1 protein-coding gene and 1 pseudogene are annotated in these 2,514 nt (G+C 46.2%); both read left to right on the top strand.

Annotation, left to right across the window (positions count from 1 at the left end):
- Window positions 1-1,837: serine hydrolase domain-containing protein (locus GRP75_RS24315; protein WP_160790600.1), on the top strand; the 1,837-nt coding region annotated here is incomplete at its 5' end.
- A 99-nt stretch (window positions 1,838-1,936) separates the two neighbouring features.
- A pseudogene (locus GRP75_RS24310) lies at window positions 1,937-2,514 on the top strand (endonuclease); the annotation flags it as partial.

Below are 2,514 nucleotides of genomic sequence, written 5' to 3'. Positions count from 1 at the left end.
CATTGCTTCGGCATGGGCGACAGACAGCATAACACCAGATTCATTGGAAAAAACAGTGGACAATATTATGAGTACAGAATTGGAAAAATTGCATATTCCGGGGGCTGCAGTCGTCGTGACCCAGGAAAACCAAATCCTTTTTAGTAAAGGCTATGGATATGCAGATATGGAGCGGAAAGTGGCATTCGATCCAGCAAAGACCATTGTTCGTGTCGGATCTCTAACCAAATCATTTAGTGCAAGCGCCACGATGCAGCTGGTTGAGCAAAATAAGCTTGATTTGAATGAAGACGTGAACAGCTATCTCCACAGCTATAAAGCTACGCAATACCAAAATCAGCCTTTCAATTTGCATCAGCTTTTGACACATACCTCGGGATTGGATGAAGCGCTGTACAACATTAACAGCTCGACTCGGGCAGGCGTTTTGCCCACAGAGCAGTATCTCAGCACGTATTTTCAAAATCAGCCTCCCATCCGCAAACCTGGAATTCAGTATGATTACAGCAATGTCGCCTACGGTCTGATCGGTAATATCGTGGAGCAAGTAAGCGGTCAGGGACTGAATGATTACCTCCGTACACATCTGTTCCAGCCGATGAATATGCCCAGCGCGACACTGGAATTGCCGTTAAATCATCCTGCACTGGCCCAGTCGTATCAGTGGAAGGATGGAGCGTATTTGAAACAGCCTTTGTCGTATATCAATCTGCCGGGAGCAGGAGCGTTGAACGTCACACCCAACGAGTTTTCCCATTATCTGATCACTCATTTAAACCAAGGCAAGTATGAGGGCAAAGTGGTGCTCCAGCCACCTACGGTAAAAGTGATGCATGCGCAGCAATTTGCAGTCGATGCACGCCTGGATGGCGTGGGCTACGGATTTTTTCGTGGTCATTTGGAGACGGGAGTACCTATGCTGTGGGCTACCGGGGAGATTGATGATTTTATTTCTGAGATGGTATTGATTCCGTCCCAAAAGATTGGTATTTTTGTGATCATTAATTCAGCTGACACGGACACCCTGCTTCATGGAAAAGTCATCCATGCGATAGCCCAAATGCTGCCCTCAGAGCCGCAGGCCGTTTCGCAGTCACTAGCTCGCTCTTCCACACAAGTGAAACTTTCGCCAGAGATCGAGGGCGTATATCAGGTGGATTCTAATCCTGTTCATGGTTGGGGAAAATGGATTCGGATACTGGGAAGCATTACATACACCGTGCGGATTCAAGATGATCATACGTTAATTGTTAAAGGAAAACACCCAAATGAGAATGAAGCAACAGACAAAGTGTTTCAAGCAGCAGGTGATGGATTGTTTGTGGAAAAGGGGGGCCAGCTTAAAATTTTGCTGTATCAGGAAAACGGTACTTGGATGATGGTTGCCCCAGACAGTAAGACCATGAAGCAGACGACACTTTGGCACCGTACCTGGACTCTGCTTGTCAGCTACGCTGCCGCCTCCTTATTTTTCATCACAACCTTGCTGATTTGGATCGTAAGATATGTGATCAGAGATATCCGTAAAACGAATAATCACATTTCGTCCAACCTTGCATTCATTGCGTCACTAAATTCGATTTTTCTCGGGGTGCAGGTCATCTATGGTAACAATCAGATCGTGTATGGCTATTCCGCCTGGTATATCTGGGGAATTTGCACGTTACCGCTCATTTCAGCTCTCATTGCCGTATGGGTATTGATCGTGAATGGCGCAAAGCTGATTACAGGGGAAAGGAGACCCCGGGCTGCTGGGAAAATCCTATTTGCGGTACTCACATTGCTGCATACGGTGTATCTCTTTTATTGGAATTTACTTCCTATTCATTATTCCTAAAGATTTACAAAACAATGCATATTCGAACATAAATGAATGCTAAAATTTGTATCTGATGCCCCCCAGAGGGGCTTTAAACCAACAAACAGGAGGAGAATAATGGGAATCTTTCGTCGCTTTACATCCCGTAGCTTCAAATACGCAACTGCTATGGTTTTCACTTTATCGTTGTACGCTGGTGTTGCGGGCAGCATACAACCGGTACGGGCAGAAGGTCCGGCGGACCCAGCCCCCTTCATTGCTGCGAAAGTGGTCAATGAGAACGCTGGTAAAAAAGTGCTGTTTGATAATACACATGGACAGACAGCTGGCGCAGCAGATTGGGTGATTGATGGTGGATTTTCAGACTTCGGCCAAGCCCTCGCGAGCAATGGCTATGATGTACACGAGCTTCGCCAATCTACGCCTATTACTTACAATGATCTAAAGAATTATGATGTATTTGTTACGGCAGAGCCAAATATTCCTTTTAAACAGAGCGAACAGGCTGCAATGGAGCAGTATGTAAAAGCAGGCAATAGTATTTTTTTCATTGGAGATCATTATAACGCGGACCGCAACAAGAATCGCTGGGACGGATCGGAGAGCATTAATGGCTACCGTCGTGGTGCATGGGAAGACCCTGCGAAGGGAATGAGTGCAGAAGAAAAAGCTCGGCAGCAATGCAGGGCGTAGTC

Origin of the sequence: Paenibacillus sp. OT2-17, assembly GCF_009827695.1 — a bacterium.
GTDB classification, from domain to species: domain Bacteria; phylum Bacillota; class Bacilli; order Paenibacillales; family Paenibacillaceae; genus Paenibacillus; species Paenibacillus polymyxa_B.
This window is presented reverse-complemented; position numbering and strand designations above follow the sequence as displayed.